At 63.1% G+C, this 15,805-nt stretch carries 12 protein-coding genes; 3 read left to right on the top strand and 9 right to left on the bottom strand.

Annotated features, from left to right (window positions below):
* Positions 1 to 74: 74 nt before the first annotated feature.
* Positions 75 to 1,025 (bottom strand): polysaccharide lyase, encoded by a 951-nt coding sequence (locus ASD01_RS19755; RefSeq protein ID WP_060521781.1) that lies wholly within the window; start codon positions 1,023 to 1,025, stop codon positions 75 to 77.
* Positions 1,026 to 1,033: 8 nt separating this feature from the next.
* A complete protein-coding gene (locus ASD01_RS19750) occupies positions 1,034 to 2,383 on the bottom strand; it encodes an adenylate/guanylate cyclase domain-containing protein (protein WP_060521782.1) in 1,350 nt (449 codons plus the stop codon).
* 382 nt (positions 2,384 to 2,765) lie between these two features.
* On the opposite strand from ASD01_RS19750, the gene ASD01_RS19745 reads away from it, so the two are divergent.
* On the top strand, positions 2,766 to 4,103 hold the full coding sequence (locus ASD01_RS19745) for a nucleotide sugar dehydrogenase (RefSeq protein ID WP_034799179.1): 1,338 nt from the start codon (positions 2,766 to 2,768) through the stop codon (positions 4,101 to 4,103).
* Positions 4,104 to 4,138: 35 nt separating this feature from the next.
* Here the strand turns inward: ASD01_RS19745 and ASD01_RS19740 are convergent, their stop codons facing one another.
* The gene (locus tag ASD01_RS19740) at positions 4,139 to 5,332 is read right to left on the bottom strand and encodes a DUF3095 domain-containing protein (RefSeq protein ID WP_060586103.1); all 1,194 of its coding nucleotides are present in this window, start codon (positions 5,330 to 5,332) and stop codon (positions 4,139 to 4,141) included.
* Between the two features lie 279 nt (positions 5,333 to 5,611).
* Here ASD01_RS19740 and ASD01_RS19735 point away from each other — a divergent pair, with 279 nt between their 5' ends.
* Complete coding sequence (locus ASD01_RS19735) at positions 5,612 to 6,445, top strand: MBL fold metallo-hydrolase (RefSeq protein WP_034799176.1); 834 nt, start codon at positions 5,612 to 5,614, stop codon at positions 6,443 to 6,445.
* A gap of 96 nt (positions 6,446 to 6,541) precedes the next feature.
* On the top strand, positions 6,542 to 6,724 hold the full coding sequence (locus ASD01_RS19730) for a hypothetical protein (protein WP_034799175.1): 183 nt from the start codon (positions 6,542 to 6,544) through the stop codon (positions 6,722 to 6,724).
* A gap of 125 nt (positions 6,725 to 6,849) precedes the next feature.
* On the opposite strand, the gene ASD01_RS19725 is transcribed toward ASD01_RS19730, so the two are convergent.
* The 6 genes from ASD01_RS19725 to ASD01_RS19700 form a co-directional block, all read right to left on the bottom strand.
* Positions 6,850 to 7,614, bottom strand: coding sequence for a polysaccharide deacetylase family protein (locus ASD01_RS19725; RefSeq protein WP_060644293.1), 765 nt, complete (start codon positions 7,612 to 7,614; stop codon positions 6,850 to 6,852).
* A complete protein-coding gene (locus ASD01_RS19720) occupies positions 7,611 to 8,708 on the bottom strand; it encodes a glycosyltransferase family 4 protein (RefSeq protein ID WP_060644413.1) in 1,098 nt (365 codons plus the stop codon). Before ASD01_RS19720 ends, ASD01_RS19725 begins: the two co-directional genes overlap by 4 nt.
* Before the next feature lie 147 nt (positions 8,709 to 8,855).
* On the bottom strand, positions 8,856 to 9,137 hold the full coding sequence (locus ASD01_RS19715) for a hypothetical protein (RefSeq protein WP_034799172.1): 282 nt from the start codon (positions 9,135 to 9,137) through the stop codon (positions 8,856 to 8,858).
* Positions 9,138 to 9,240: 103 nt separating this feature from the next.
* Positions 9,241 to 10,695, bottom strand: a complete 1,455-nt coding sequence (locus tag ASD01_RS19710) for an MltF family protein (protein ID WP_060521787.1) — start codon at positions 10,693 to 10,695, stop codon at positions 9,241 to 9,243.
* A 36-nt stretch (positions 10,696 to 10,731) separates the two neighbouring features.
* Entirely contained in the window at positions 10,732 to 12,867 is a 2,136-nt protein-coding gene (locus ASD01_RS19705) for a mechanosensitive ion channel family protein (protein ID WP_082566551.1), read from the bottom strand.
* Positions 12,868 to 12,975: 108 nt separating this feature from the next.
* Positions 12,976 to 15,573, bottom strand: a complete 2,598-nt coding sequence (locus ASD01_RS19700; RefSeq protein WP_060644292.1) for an SH3 domain-containing protein — start codon at positions 15,571 to 15,573, stop codon at positions 12,976 to 12,978.
* Positions 15,574 to 15,805: the final 232 nt, after the last annotated feature.

Genomic DNA, 15,805 nt, shown 5'->3' with positions numbered 1-15,805 from the left:
CTAGCGCAGCTTCCAAGGGCTGTCCAGCACACCCGGTTGCAGACGAGGCTATACCCACCTGCATCTTCAGATGGTTAGAACGAAGGGCAGGCACCGCCCTTCAACACGTCGGCGCAATTGGCCGAGCGTCGGAAGTCGTCGTAAAACAGTGTCCAGTCGGTTTTATCGGCCGCCCGGTAGGGGCCGAACTTGAAGTACTGGTTCTTGCCGAGCCCCTTGTCGTCGTGACCGATATGGCCCGTCACCGTGATGATCGGCTTGTCGTTGGCGAAGAGTTCGATGCGACCCGTGCCATTGGCTCCCGGCAGCGTGTAGATCGCGAAATCGATCCAGCCGGACTTCGGGTCGGGCAACGGATTGCCGTGGTTCGTCACCTTGATCGCATCGGTGCATGCATTGAAGAGACTGCCGTCGATCAGCTCCCAGTTGCTGTCTGCGGCGACCAGCATGCGCATCTGGTTGACGCCCGGCCGCCCCCATACGGGGATCTCGCCCGGTTTGCAGCTCGCCGGCTTCCCCTCAGGACCGGCCCAGAGCGGCGCGATATAGTTCGTTTCCACAGTGGCGAAAAGTTTGCCGGCCTCGAGCCTCAAGGCAAGGAACGGGCTGAAATCGCCCTCGGCACCCGGATCGATCTCGCGCTTCCACTGGGCGATCAGATAACGATGGTCCTCATTCGGGATCGGGTCGGCAAACTTGACCGCGAAACCATACCAGACGCCCTGGTCGTATGGCACGCGCAGCGCCGTCTTTTCCCAGATCTCTGCCCGCTCGCTGCAACCGTCGAGCGAATCGGGACAGGTCGGAACGACGCTCAGCTTGAGCGCGCCATTACCGTTATGCTTGACCTCGTTCTGAAACTCCACCGTGCCGGCGGTCTGCTCGAAGTTCTCGCGATAGTAGAGCCCGCCCTCAGGCGCAAAATCCCGCCCCTCGAAGTCGTCGGAAAGCTTGGTTTCCCATGGCTGCGCCATCGCGCTCCCGGCCATGACGATGGAAGCGACGAAAAGGACGGTGCGAAACATTCTTCCCCCTATTGAAGCATCTTGTCGATAAGGCCGCGCGGCGGCTGGAGCGGACGCGTATTGCGATGAAGCAGCATGACATGCTCCGCCTCGGAAAGTCCATCCTGCAACACGTCGTCGAAGCGTTCATCGGCCCTTGCGAGCAAGGCAGCGTCGTTGGGGTAGAGGATCGTGAATTTCTGCCGCACGCCGCGGAGCTTTTCCTGGCCGAGGGCCGTCCAGTCGCCGCCGCAATAATTGACGAAGGCTTCGCTCGCGACGACGCTGTGGGCGTATTTCTTGGTCAGGTTCTGCAACCTCTGGACTTCGTTGACGGCCGAGCCGAAGGCCGAGAACGTCAGCCGGTCGCGCAGGCCCACATTGCCGAACATCACGTTGCCTACATGCAGACCGATGCCGTAGCCGATCGGATCGCGTGCCTGCTTGCGCCGCTCGCCGTTCAGCATGTCCATGCGTGCGGTTGCCGCGCGCACGGCGGCAAAGGCCTCGCGGGCGGCAAATTCCGAGGGCTCCTTGTGGCGCCCACAGGGATAGACGGCGATGAAGCCGTCACCGACGAAGCTCAGAATATGGCCACCGTTGCGATTGAAGGGGGCTGCGATCGCATCGAAATAGGTGTTCAGGGTCTCGATATAGGACTGACGCCCTTCCTTTTCTGCCAGCATCGTCGAGCGGCGCATGTCGCCCATGACGAGGACGGCGCGCACGGTCTCGCCGTCGCCGCGGCGAACCTGGCCGCTCATCACACGCCGGCCAGCGCTGGAGCCGAGATAGGTGGTCAGCATGTTGTCGGCGAGTTTACCGAGCACCGCCATCTTCGCGGCGACTGCCAGATGGTATTGCAGCTTCAAAAGCGCGCCAATGACATCGTCCGTGAAGCCGCCGTGCCGATCGGTCGTCCAGGATCCGACCATGCCGTGGCCGGAATCGGCGCCGAGAGACTGCATGAAGGCGAGATAGTCCGTCGCACCCTGCTCCTTCAGATCGTCGAAGATCGGAAATTCGGACGGGGTATCCTGGTAGATGCGCCGGCGGACATGCTCGAGATTGTTGTTGAGCAGGTAATAGTAGGGGCTCTGCAGGAACCGCTCGGGATTAAGCGCCAGTTCCTCGTGCCGAAGGCCGCTGACCTCCACGCCCTTGCCGCGCACCCAGGTGAAGCCCAGAGCATCGTAAAGCGGGTGCAGCATCGAGAAGGAAAGATGGACGCGCATCAGCGGCAAGCCGGCGGCCGCCAGCCGCTCGCAGAAGCCTTTGACGATCGTCTCCAGCGGCGCGTCGCTCAGCGATGTGCGCATCAGCCAGTCGGCGACCTTGTCGATGAGGATTTCGGATACGTTGTCGTTCGTCGGGCCCATTTCGCGTCCTCGCATGACAGACCGTCCCGCGTCAGCATCCGGAGACGGCGAACGCCCCGGCAATTTGCCGGTTCATGTTCGCGGTGGATGATGATGAGCCGTGCCCGTTAAGAAAATGCTCCAACCGATTCCGGCGTCGATGACGTGCAGGCACCCGGAATGCGGCACTTATATGTTGGAGATATTCACGCGCGCCGCCAATTTCCAGAGGCGAACGAAGATTTTTCCGACCTGTTGCAGCATGAAGATTTGATAGCCGGCTCAACGGCCTGCCAGCGGCCCTGGTGCCGGGCCTCGCTTGACTTGGGGCTTGTTTCTCTCCAACAAACCACGACATGTTCGCGCGCCGCGCCTGTCTGTCCACGAGATCCGGAACCGAAACTTGACCTCACCTCATTTCGAAAGCCTGCTGTCGTCCATCTCCGCCCGGAGCGCCAAGGCCGGCGTCATCGGGCTCGGCTATGTCGGCCTGCCATTGGCGATTGCGGCAGCGCGCGCGGGCTATTCCGTCATCGGTTTCGACATCGATCCCGGCAAGATCGTCGCGCTCGATGCGGGCAAGTCCTACATCGGGGCGGTCTCGGACGCTGTCCTTGCCCGGGAGAGCGGTGCTGGCCGTTTCCGTTCCACGACGGATTTCCTCGAACTGTCCGGCTGCGACGTCATCATCATCTGCGTGCCGACGCCCCTGACCAAATATCGCGACCCGGACCTTTCCTTTGTCGAAAAGACGTCGCGCGCGATCGCCGCAACCCTGCGTCCCGCGCAGCTCATCGTCCTGGAATCGACCACCTACCCCGGTACGACCGATGGCATCGTGCGCAGCATCCTCGAGGAAACCGGGTTCAAGTCCGGCGCCGAATTTTTCGTCGGCTTTTCACCCGAGCGCGAAGACCCGGGCAACCCGGTCTATGAGACCGTGAGCATTCCGAAGGTCGTCGCCGGCGACGGCCCCGAGGCGGCAAAGCTGATGGAGGCGTTCTACGCTTCCGTGGTCAAGACGGTCGTTCCGGTCTCGTCCAACGCCACGGCGGAAGCCGTGAAACTCACCGAAAACATCTTCCGCTCGGTCAACATCGCGCTCGTCAACGAATTGAAGATTGTCTACGAGGCGATGGGCATCGACGTCTGGGAAGTGATCGAGGCCGCCAAAACCAAGCCGTTCGGCTATATGCCGTTCTATCCCGGCCCCGGCCTCGGCGGCCACTGTATTCCGATCGACCCTTTTTACCTCACCTGGAAGTCGCGCGAATACGAACTGCCGACGCGTTTCATCGAGCTTGCCGGCGAGATCAACTCGGCCATGCCGCGCCACGTCGTCAGCCGACTGGCCGAGGCGCTGGACCGGCACGCCGGCAAGGCGCTCAGCCGCTCCACCGTTCTCGTCATCGGCCTCGCCTACAAGAAGAACGTTCCCGATATTCGCGAGAGCCCATCGTTGCGCCTGATCGAACTGATCGAGGAGCGCGGCGGCCACACCGCCTATCACGACCCCTACGTTACCGAGATCCCGCCGACGCGCGAATATGCCGCTCTGAAGGGCCGGAGTTCAGTGACGCTCGACGAGCCCACGGTGGCGGCGTTCGACGCCGTGCTGATCGCCACCGACCACGACCAGGTGGACTACGCAGCCCTCGCCAAGTGGGCGCCGCTCGTCGTCGATACCCGCAACGTCTTCCATCGAAACGGCCTGACGGGCAGCCACATTATCAAGGCATAGCGCAACGGTCGTGCGCATCCCTGTGGCCACAACAGCTAGCCGGCGCCACCCGCAAAGGGTTGAGTAGCCTTGTTGCGCGCCAGCGCGGCCTTGAGATTGCTCGCCGCCACCGCATAGCCTCCAGAGGCGCCGTCGACGAAGTGTATGTGGTCGCGGGTCATCGGCGTCGGCACGATGCAGGTCATCAGCGCCGAATCCTGCCGGTGCAGGCCATAGTGTCCGACGCCCTCTGCCTCTGCCCGCTGCAGCCGCGCCTCGATCCGTTCGAGGCACGGGGCACTGATATCGATCGTCATTTTCAGGCCGTCGTCGAATTTACGGAAGTCGGTGTTGTCGGCAAGGTCGCGGCGGTATCGGTTCGTATCGAAGGGCCCAAGGTTCCAGCCCATCCGAAGGCAGACGAAAAGTGCCAGCGTCTGCACGGTGATAACGCAACGCTTCAGGAAACGTCGCCCTCGCGGAGCGGCCGCGCGCGTCTCGGTGTCGATCCCCTGGAAGGAGAACCGCGCGGTCGGACCAAGCTCGGGAACGGGGTGACCGCCGCGACCTTCCTCGTCGGCAAGCGCGACGATGTCGGCGATCAGCGCCTGGAATTCCGGTCCGTTGCCCTTCGCGCCCGGCACCGCGATGATCGAGGCAATCGTGCCGTGGCGGGACTCGATCGGGTTCCAGCGACAGGAAAGGCCGGTCAGGTCCGGCCGGCTGCCGGCAGGCGCCGCCGCGACGTGATAGCGCCCGGCCTTCATCGCCGCCTCGGCCCAGCTTGCGCCGCCGCCTGCAAACATCGCGTAGGAAACCTCGTCGCTGGCCTTGAAGCGGGCGACGCGCATGTCGAGCCCGTGCTGGCGGATGTCACTGACCGGAACGAGCGCGGTCCGCAACTCAAGGTCAAGTTCCTCCGCCACCCAGGTCTTCACCGCGGCCAGCGCGTCGCGGGCCCTGTCGGCCATTGATGCCGGCAGCGCCGCCAAGGCGCCATCCCCCCCGAATACGAAGGGCATCGTCTTTTCTTCGAGCACGTTCATCAGGGCGGATATGACGCTGGCGCCGGCCATGTTGACCGTCTTGTAGCGGCCGTCGGCAATCGCACCGGTCGAGTTGACGATATCGGCCACGGCCAGCAGCCAGCCGTCCGGCAACGGCCGGTAATTCGCTTCGTCCGCGACGCCTTCGAAGGCGTCGAACAACGGCACGCTATCGTAAAATCGGCCTTCCATTGCCTCAACCATCAGCGCCTCGATCTTCGCTCGCCCTTAACGTTCGTCAGATAATTCACGCGGGAGCGCAACAAAAAGTTTCATTGGCTGTTACCAAGGAGACACCTCAGTCCGTTTCTGCAGCCTAGAAGATAGGCGAGGAGCGGATTTGGCCGGAGGGGGACTTGGCGACGCGATGGTTAGTTTCCAAATAATAACCCATGGCATTGCAGGGGTGTGGCCATCTGTGCTTGTTTAACAGTCACACAAGGATCAAAATGGTCCAAGCGTGCGTAGTGAAGCCGAAACTGAATGCGTGACGACAACTTTCGAGTGCGGTTCTGGGGCGTAAGAGGAAGTTTGCCGGTCTCCGGCCAACAATACGTCGCCTATGGGGGAAATACATCCTGCATCGAAATTCGATGCGGCAAGGACGTATTGCTGTTCGATGCCGGCTCTGGCCTGCGCGAGGCTGGCTATGCGCTGATCGACGAAGGCGTCGAAGAGTTCGATCTGTTCTTCACTCACAGCCACTACGACCACATTATCGGTCTTCCCTATTTCAAACCCATCTACAAATGTCGCAATTCGGTGCGCTTCTGGTCTGGCCATCTGCACGGCACCATGACCACGCGGGAGATGATCCGCGATTTCATGCGCCCACCATGGTTCCCGGTCGATCCCGACATCTGTCAAGCGAGCCTCGACGGCATGGACTTCAAACCCGGTGACGTGCTGACCCCGCGTGCCGGCGTCACCATCCGCACGACGAGCCTCAACCATCCCGGTGGCTGCGTCGGCTATCGGATCGAATGGAACGGCCGCGCCGTCGCTCTCGTCTACGATACCGAGCACGAGCCGGGCGTCCTCGATCCCGGCGTGCTCGAACTGATCGCCGGGGCCGACCTGTTCGTCTACGACTGCACCTATCTCGAAAGCGAGATGGAGCATTTTCAGGGTTACGGACACTCGACCGGCATGCATGGCGCACGACTGGCGATGGCCGCCGGCGTCAAGCAGCTCGCCATGTTCCACCACGATCCGTCGCGCACCGATGAGGCGTTGGCCGCCATGGAACGCGATGTCCAGGCGACATTCCCCGGCGCCTTTGCCGCCCGCGACGGACAGATCGTCGAGCTCGATTGAGCATCTGAAATCGCGTCGGGATGTCCTTTACCCGAAATTCGGGCCGGAACTATTTCACGCCTCGTGGATTCCTTCTTTCCAAAGAAGGAGTACCGCATGAGCAAGGACAAGAAGGCCCAGCAGGCGATCGAGGAAACCGGCAAGGATCCCTCGGGTGGGCAGCATCTTCCAACCGCAGGTCCTCATGCAAAGGATCGACTGACCGACAAGACCAAGACCCCCGGCTCAGGGTTGCTGCCGGACAACGATGACGACACTGTCGTACCCGGTAGCGGCTGAGGTGGTGTTCTAGCGAAACATGGGCCGTCGCATCCGACGGCCGCGCCTCCCTGACATGGCGGCAAGCGTCCCTACTGTTTGTCGCGGCAGCTGGCCAAACTACGCTTCCGCCAGCGAAAGGATCATTAAGCTATGAGATCGGCTCCGGTCCGCCAGCGACAGGCCGGATGCGCGGCCGTAAGCGTGAAGAGCTCCTCCATGAAGGACCAAACGCCGGCGTCGTGAACCAGATGATGGGTGAGCACTCCGATGGTTCGCCCGGCCTGATCCCGCCTCTTTTCATCGTCACCGCAGATCTGCCTTAGCCTGGCGATGATGTCTGCTACAATCGACGCGTGCTCGCGGCAGCCGCGTGTTCCCTGCCAATCCATCACATCGGCATGGGTGTTGACGAGCTTGAAGAGCGAGGGTTTTTCCGGACCGAAGACCGACAGCGCCGCAAAACCGACCCCGGGCAGGTCATCCAGAAGCGCGCCGTCGATCCGGTTCCACGGCGGCACCAGCATCGGCACGAAGCTGCGCGGAAACAGCGCCTGGAGACGCGCGCAACCCTCCGTGAGTTCATCGAGAACCGTTGAGCGTGGCCGGTGCGCGCCGAGTTCCTGTTTCTTTTCCTCGGGCGGAGCATGGTTGCGGTGCGCCCAGCCGTGCACCGCGACGCTGACGCCGGCATGTCCATCGAGGCGGCGCGCAAGCGCCTCGCCCGTCAGCGCGGGCGGCACGGCGATGACCACCGGAACCAGGTGCTTGTCAACCAGCGACAACAGGCGGTCGAGTGCTGCCGTCGGCTCGGCGGCGTCGTCGTCCCGCAGCCAGAAATCAACCTGTCGACCGGACGCGGCCACGCGGTCGAGCGCGACGGCAAGCTGCTGCCAATGGGGTCGTCTCATGCCGTCGCCTCCAGATGCTCGTCAAATATCGTGCGCAGCCGCCGCGCCGCGGCAGGGAAGGAACGTTCGTCGTGGACGAACCGTCCGGCAGCCGTACCCAATCTCCGCCGAAGGACCGGATCCTCTATCAGCGCGCGCATCGCCGCCGCAAAGGCGGTGGCATCGCCGTCGGGCGTAAGGATCCCTGTCTCGCCGTCCCTGACCACTTCCGGCACGCCGGCGGTATTCTGCGCAACGACTGGCAGGCCCGCCGCCTGAGCTTCGAGATAGGCAAGCCCATAGGCCTCGCCGCAGCCCGGCCAAACGTAGAGGTCGCTGCCGGCAAGAATAGCCGGCAGATCGGCAGCGCTCCTTTCGCCGAGCCAGTCCAGCCGGTCGGACGGCAAGGCCGAGAGGGCGTGTTGCACCTCGTCGCGGCACGGTCCGTCGCCAACGATCGTCAGGGTCCAGCGGCTATCGGCGATGTGTGTCAGCGATTGCGCCAGCATGCGGTAGCTGTCCAGCTTGTCGCCGCTGCGCATCATGGCGACAGCGACCATGCGGCAGAGGTCATCCGTGCTTCCGCCGCCCGGCACGAAAGGGGCCGCATCGATAAAGGGTGCAAGCATCGCGTGGCGGCAGTCGGGCGCGGCCTCCAGCAGGCCATCCCGGTCCCGGCGCGTCAGGCAGATGTTGACTGCCGCCTGCTCGATGGCCTGGAGCACGTGGCGTTGGGCGATCGCGCGCACGCCCTCGTTTCGCCGCGCCGAGTAGGAGGCCTCTGCCGTCACGTAGGGGATGGTGAATTCGGCGGCAAGCGAAGGACCGAGCAGGTCCGGCGCCTTGTAGTAGGGATGGTAGCAGAACCACAGATCGGGGGCGCCGTCGCGCATCCACCCCTGCCGGAGGCGACTGATCTCGCCTGCCGCCGCTTGCTCCAGTTCACGAAAATCTACGTCCGACGCGGCCGCCATGAAGCTGCGCAGGTCCGAGACGACCGCGACCTCGTGCCCTCCCGCACGGAGTGCTGCAACCAGCATGCGCGCCATCAGGCGATCACCCGAAGGAACGGGATGGTCTGGGGATTTCAGCGGTGCGTAAAAGGCGATCTTCATCCGCAGCGAGCTATCGTTTCTCCGCGGCGGCCTGTCAACCGACCGCGCCGGGAGCTTGCCGCTTTCCGGTGGGATCGCGGGAGAGGAAAGCATGCGTCCGCGCCGCCGTCTGCAGCCAAGGGGATACCAGGCCCGACCGCCAGCGGTTCATCGGTCGATCGGCAAATCGTAGTAGTCCCGGCGGATCAGTTTCAGCGAACGGTCCGGCTCGATGACATAGGTTTCCTGAACGAAGCTGTTGCCGCTCGTGAAGCGGTGCGGGACGATGCTGCCGACGGGCGCCTTCGTCAGCTTCGTGCGCGGCTGCCCGCCATAGGTGATGCTGCCGGGGATCGGCTCCAGGTCCGGCGTCGTGCAGCCCGCAAGCGTCACCGCGGACAGAGCAAGCAGACCAAACAGCCCGCCAAGGCTGCGGATGTTTTTCACCATGATCACCTGGCAGCCCCATCGCCGTCCGTGGACCGCTCCGTGCCTGCCACTCCTTGTTTCGTTTCTCTTCTTCCAGCGCGGCCAGATCGCGCCGCCGCGTTCGCTAAGGCGTTGCAGCCACCCCTGTGCTGCCGGCCTTCTCGACCGTGGTTTCCGTATCATGCTCCGAGAGCAGGCTATAGGCGACATAGTATTTGTAGATATTGCTGACGTATTGCACCGTCTCGCGCCCGACGATCGCCGCCGCCGCATTCTCGACATTGCCGAACCAGAGGTTCGGGTCGAGCCCCATATCCTTGGCCTTGGCCCTGAACTTGCGCAGGTTTCCCGGTCCGGCATTGTAGGCCGCGAAGGCAAACAGCATCTGGTTTTTCGGCGTGACGGCCGGGTCGTCGATGTAGGTATCGACAAGGTAGCGCAGATATTTCGAGCCCGCTTCGACGTTGAGGTTCTCGTCCTTATCGATGCCGCGAATGTTGACGGCCTTGTCCGCAGCGGTCGATGGCAGCAACTGCATGATGCCGACCGCGCCCCTGTGGCTGCGGCGGGACTGATCGAGCTGCGATTCCTGGTAGCCCTGCGCCATCAGCATCAGGTGGTCGAAGGAATAGGTCTTCCCGTGCGTGCGGAAGATTTCCACGAGTTGCTTGAAACGTTCGACATCGGCTGGCGCATAGGCGCGCTTCAGCATCTTGTCGCCCTTGTAATAGGTGCTCCTCAGGATGTTGCCGAAGGTCGTCCCGACCTTGTGGGTCTTGACGAAGTCGTCGAGCACACCTTTAAGCTTGGGGCTGTCCTTGCGGATCGCCCAGGCGATCTCCCCGTGGTCGGAAACGACGATGTCGTCGCGCACCTTGAGGTCGGTGAACACCTTCACCCAGATGTCCGCCTTGTATTTGTCGACGACCGTCCAGGGCAGCAGGCCGGCATTGATCATCTCCAGGACGTCTTCGTCCTCGAGGTTCTCATCCATGTCCTTCAGCGTGATCGGCGCGCGACCGGCCTTTTCGAAGCCGGCGCTGAGCGCCGCCAGGTGCTCGTAATAGCTGCTCGATCGGCGCACATGCAGTTCCTGCCCGCTCAAATCGTCGACGCTTGTGATCGCCGGCGCCGAAGGGCCGGTGACCAGCACCTCCTTGGCTTCGTCGAACAGCGGCGCGGTGAAATCGACCTTTGCAAGCCGCGTCTCGGTTATCGTCAGATTGGCCATGACGATATCGCCAAGCCCTTCTTCGAGCGCCGAGAGCAGACGCGCCCGCGGCATCGGCAGGAACCCGACGCGGATCTTGTCGATCTGCTTCTTCCTCCCCTTGTTGAGTTCGTGTTCGAGCGCCGTTCCGAAGTCGACGGCCGTGCCCAATTGCTGGCCGCGATCGAGGAAATAGATGGTCTTGCTGAAAGGCACGATGATGCGGATCACGCGCCGCTTTTCCATTCCGTCGAAGTCGTCCTTGTGGGGGACGAACATCGAGCGAAGGAATTGCTCATTCGACTGTGCCAAGGCGCCGCTTCCCGTGAAGAACACGAGAAGCAGCAGCCCCAAGAGAACGCGTTTCATGTCAGCCCCCAGCCCGAGAACCCTGTTGCCGAAATGCTATTCCTGCGGCGGACCGCCTTCGCCAAGCGCGGCGGCCGCATTCTTCTTGGCGATGGCGTCGCGGGTCGCGGCGGCCGCGGCGACGGATTGCTGCTGCTCGTCGCCCGCCACCTGCACGGTCGGCGAGGCGAAGTTGATGCCGTTTTCCTTGAAGGATTCCTTGATCATCACCTGCGCCCGGCGCCGGACCTGGGTCTGTGCCCCCGGCTTCGTCTTCATGGCGAAACTCAAGGTCATGCCGTAGTCGCCAAAGTTCTCGACACCCTTCATCTTGACCGTTTCCAGGATCAGCGGCCCGATATCCGGATCTTCGAGCAGCTTGGCGCCGATGCCCTTCACCAGTTTCTTCACCTTGGCGACGTCGGCATCGAAGGAAACGTTGATCAGGAACTTGTCGATCACCCAGTCGCGGCTCATGTTCTGCACCGCGCCGAGCGAGCCGAAAGGCACCGTGAACACGGGACCGCGATGATGCCGGAGCTTGACCGAGCGAATGCTGAAGGATTCGACCGTGCCCTTGTAGCTGCCGCTCTGGATGTATTCGCCGATGCGGAAGGCATCGTCCATCATGTAGAAGATGCCGCTGATGACGTCCTTGACCAGCGTCTGCGAGCCGAAGCCAATCGCCACGCCGAAGACACCGGCGCCGGCAATCAGCGGGCCGATTTCCACCCCAAGGCCGGAGAGCACCATCAGCACGGCCACGATCGCGATGAAGGCTGCCAGAAAGTTACGCAGGATCGGCAGCAACGTCATCAGGCGGGTGTTGCGGGCGCGCTCGGCCGGGTCTTCGGTCGCGTGATTGGCCTGCTTGACGCGCAGGTTGATGAAACCCTTGACGAGCTGCCAGACCAGATCTGCAGCCAGCAGGATGACGATACCCGCCAGGACGCCGCGGAACACCCGATTGAAGGCGTCGTCCTGCATCATCGACGTGGCGCTGACCTTGAAGACGAGCGCCAGCCAGCCGGCGGCAAGCGCGATGACCAGCAGCCGTGCCCCGCGCTCGATGAAGATGTTGCGCACCACGCGCGGATCGTCCTCTGCCGAGCTATCCAGCATCGTCTTGGTAAAGGCGCTCGTGAAACGCAGCAGCGGCGGCAAGCCGATCACGTAAAGGCCGATCCAGAACAGCACGTCCATGCCGGCGACCCAAAGCAGCCAAAGCACGATCAGGAAGGCAACCAGGAACACGTTGCCGACGATACGGCGCGAACCGACGACGGCCCCCACCGGACGCCGCACGACTGTGAGGATCCCGAGCGCGAGGACCACGAGCCCAAGAAGCGCGGTGATGAGATTGCGCACGTCCGCGGAAATCGACAACGCGCTCATCGCGTCGCCGACACCCCAGACGAGCGCCCCGCCACCGATCAGCCATAGGGCATGCCGGTGCCAGAAGCTGGCCTCATCGGGCGTGAGCGAGAGGTAACCGCCTCGCCCGTCCGCATTCCCCTCGTTGACCGGTCCCCCCGTCAGGACCGCCGAGGCGATGATCATCAAAAGGCGTGCTCCGATCCAGGCGCCGAGCAGCGGCGCGATCGTCGTTTCCAGCCGCGTCGGCCAGTCGGCGATCGCCAGCACCGACATGCTGGCAGCCGCAAAAACGATAAGCGGCAGAAGCCGTGTGAGCATGGTGCGGGCCGGCCCCGTCAGCACCGCCCCCTTCAGGCTGCGTCCGAGCAGCCAGCGCAGGAGATATTCGGCGCCGTAGCCGATCGCCAGGATCAGGAAAAACCCTTTGAGGATGGGAGCGGCGCCATGGCTCTCCATGTCGCCGGAAAGGCGCTGGCGCGCCGCCTGCATTTCCGGAAGGACACGCGGCACGGCGTTGCCGATGCCGGTCAGATGACGCCTGATTTCGGCGGTCCAACGCGCCACGACACCGGTTGCGGGCGTTCCGGCCGGAGCTTCGGCCGCAGTGGCGGGCGGGGCCTGTTTCGTCGACAGCCACTGTTTCACTTCCGGATCATCGAGAAGCTGGATCAGCTGCTGGACCTTTGCGGGCGGAGCCGCCGGCGCGGCTTCCTGCGCCAGCCCTGGCGAAACCAGCCCAAAAACAACGGAAAGAAAAGCCACGAGACCGAAGACCGGCCCCACAAGCAAGCGACCCGACGACCCGACACAGCCCATTCTCAGCACCCCCGACGAACATGCCCGTCCCCCGACCGGCACGACTCTCAATCATTACAAAGGCTAACATACCACCGGGCTGTTGCGCCAACGTCAAGAGCGTCGCGGTCAACGGCGACGGAATCCACCACCGCCATGGAACCCACCGCCTCCATGGAAGCCACCTCCGCTAAATCCACCGCCACCACCAAAGCCACCACCGCCGTGGAAGCCGCCGCCACCGTGGAAACCACCGCCATCAAAGCCGCCGCCACCAAAGCCACCGGGTCGGTCAAAGCCGCCTCCGCCACTGCTCGGGAAATTCAACGGCCGCTGATCGAAAGACTGTCGTTCGAAGGAGCGCTGGTTGCCAAGTTGACGTCCGATATTGTCGATCGCCAGATGATCGGGGGCACGAGCGCGGTCCGCGCCTTGACCGGCTTGCTGGCGCGTGTCGATCCGCTGGTTGAGGTTCGCCGCCGCATCCGGATGATTGGCGGAGAATTGCTCGCCCACCTTGGTCCTATCCTGGATCAAAGGCTTCTGGACTGGCTGCCAACCGTCGGGCGTACGCTTTTGCCATTGTCCGTCGTCACGACGATACACGTTTCCGTCACGGCCGGCATAGACGTCGCCGCCCTTGCCGCCGGCGACAAAGCCATGGTTCCCGTCCGACGTGCGCCAATTGACGCCGGCGCCATTGGCGGTCGAGCCGCCGCTGATGCGGGCAAAATCGGACCCGTGCTTGACGGCCGCGGTGCCCCAGCTTCCGTAGACGTTATGTCCGCCGCGGGCCATCGCCGCGTTGCCGGTGCGCGGATTGTAGGCGGCGACGAAGCCGCGGTCTCCGTTCGGTCCGTAGCCGGCCGCGCCGCGAACGTAGGTGCCCGTGCGCGGATTGTAGGCCGCACCGGCAGCAATGCCGCGATAGGGCCCGTAGGCATATCCATAGCGGCCGAACGTACCGATGGCCGGATTATAGAAGGCGCCGACCCCATAGGTTACCGGGCGTGGATAATAGGGCCAGTAACCGCCACCGGCCCAGCCGTAATCCCAATAGTCGTCATAGTACCAGCCGGTGCCGTAGACGAAGGTGTCCCAGGCGAGATAGGCACCCAGGTAACCCATCGTATAGCCGAACCAGACCGCGTCGGGCTCGGTATCGTAGATGCGCACATAGGTGGCATTGTAGATCGGCGACGACGGCGGGATGGTATAGATCTCGTCCGGCACCGCCTTTGCCACAGCGAACGGCCCGGTCGGTGCATCGCCGACGAACCAGACCCCGTCCTTGAGCACGAAATACTTGTCGCCGACCTTGATGACGGTCTCGTTGGTGTTGACCGCGTAGGTCAGGGACGTCCCGTCGATCGTTTCGAACTTCGGGTCGCCGCTATAGGCGACGTCCACCGTGACGGAGCCATCGAGCGAGACACGCGCCTTTTCGGGAATGCTCGCCTTCAGCCGCGCCTCTGCGTTTTCGGAGGTACCGGGAACGGACGCGCGCACCGTGTAATAGGCGGCATCCTGCGGAATGTTCTGGAAGTCCTGCGGCAGCTTGGGCGTCGCGAAGGTCCAGGGGCCGTCGAGCGCGGTACTCGCGAACCAGCGACCGGATACGAGGATGTACCAGCTTGAGTCAACGTCACGGTAAAAGGCGTCGCTCTCGGTGTTGGTCGCAACCTTGAGACCGGTGCCCGGCACCTGTTCGAGTTTCGGCTCACCGTCGAAGGCGAGCAGTTCCGACGGCTTGTCCGAATAGATGACGTCGGGCACGATCACCTTGTCCGCCTGCGGCGGGATCGCCGCCTTGGCATCCTTCCAGTTGTCGTCGTCCGGCAGTTTGCTGAGTATGTCGGGAAGCGACGAGGCGGACTGCCATCCCGAGGCGAGATCCTTCGATTGCAGCCATGACTTGTCGTTGCGCAGGTAATAAGTGGCGTCAGCCTCGACCTTGAACAGATCCCAATTGGTGTTGACCGTGAAGGAGAGCCCCTCGACGCCCTTGACCGGGGCAAACACGGCCTTGCCGTCGGTCTGCACCAGGATCGCCGGCTTCTTGCTGATAAAGATCGGCGGCGCGTCGGCCTTCAACCCCTCGACATTGCCGAGCCGCTGGTAGTCGGCGAGGCTCGCCGTCAGCTTGTCCTCCGAAATGGTGATCGTCCCGACCGGCATCAGCTTGCCGACCTCGAGCGTCAGATCCGCCAGTTCCTTCCGGTCGAGGACGGAGAAGTTGATCTCGGTCATCTTGATATCAGAAACGACGACCTGGCCGGAGGCGCTGTCGGCATCGGTCTTGCCAGTAACGCCAACCACGCCGAAGATCGGCTTGGCGTCGTCGGACTGCTTGTATTCGGCGGCGATCAGCGCATCGAGTTCGGTGAAATCCTTCCAGGCGTTGATGTGCGGCTGATAGAGCGTGATGGTCGCGCCACTATCGGTCTTGTAGGCGCGCGGCCAACCGAGCCCCTTGGGATCGGCATCGTTCAGGTACTTGCCGCTCACGAAGCCGTTCTGGCCATTGAAGCTTACCGCGCACCAGGTGCCCGCATCGTCGCATTCCTTGACATCGACCTCGGTTCCCTCGGCGATCGTCCCCAGACTGTTGGAGGCGGTTCCCGGTCCTTCCCGGAAATTGACTGAGGCGCTCGTCGTTGCCGGCCCGGCCCGCGCCGGAACCGCGGCAATCGCGAGGAGGGTGAAGGCGAGTGTCAGTCTGCGCATTACGGTTCTCCGAGATCCCGGGCGGCCGACCCGCGCCCGCAACGACTGAAGCCGAAGCTGGCACCGGAACTGGTTGAGCCATAGACATCTTTGCCCATCGCCAAAGCGCAAGTACGTAACAGTAACGGCGACCGTAACGGGTCGCCGAGAAGTTAGACGCAACGGAGCGGAGCGTGCCGCAGCAAACGCCGGATACCGGAACGATTCGGAGCGCCGCAGGGGCGCATGTCGT

Source organism: Ensifer sp. Root423 (assembly GCF_001426275.1).
GTDB classification, from domain to species: Bacteria; Pseudomonadota; Alphaproteobacteria; order Rhizobiales; family Rhizobiaceae; genus Ensifer; species Ensifer adhaerens.
Note: the sequence above shows the minus strand (reverse complement) of the source record. Positions and strands in the feature narration are given on the sequence as shown.